This window comes from Emcibacter sp. SYSU 3D8, from assembly GCF_039655875.1.
GTDB lineage: Bacteria > Pseudomonadota > Alphaproteobacteria > SMXS01 > SMXS01 > RI-34.
The window spans coordinates 1-530 of sequence record NZ_JBBYXK010000014.1; the positions used below are offsets into that span (position 1 = coordinate 1).

Annotated in this window: 1 protein-coding gene; it reads right to left on the minus strand. The window is 66.6% G+C overall.

Annotated elements, in window-relative coordinates; genetic code table 11:
• Positions 1-530: TCP-1/cpn60 chaperonin family protein (locus WJU21_RS19480; RefSeq protein WP_346325138.1), on the minus strand; the 530-nt coding region annotated here is incomplete at both ends.

Here is a 530-nt window from a genome sequence, read left to right on the forward strand (position 1 = left end):
TCCACGCCCACACGCTGGTCGTCATTGGCGAACTTGATGTCGCTGAGGGCGCGGGTGGCGTACAGCAGGGCGGTACCGCCGCCCGGCAGGATGCCTTCCTCGACCGCGGCGCGGGTGGCATTGAGCGCGTCCTCGACGCGGTCCTTGCGCTCCTTCACCTCGACCTCGGTGGCGCCGCCGATCTTGATCACCGCAACACCGCCGGCCAGCTTGGCCAGGCGTTCCTGCAGCTTCTCGCGGTCGTAATCCGACGTGGTCTCTTCGATCTGCGCACGGATCTGGGCGACGCGGGCATCGATGGCATCCTTGGAACCGGTGCCGTGGACGATGGTGGTGTCGTCCTTGCCGATGGTGACGCGCTTGGCCTGGCCGAGCATCTCGATGGTGACGTTCTCGAGCTTGATGCCGAGGTCTTCGGAGATCACCTGGCCGTTGGTCAGGATGGCGATGTCCTCGAGCATGGCCTTGCGGCGATCACCGAAGCCCGGCGCCTTCACGGCCGCGACCTTCAGGCCGCCGCGCAGCTTGTT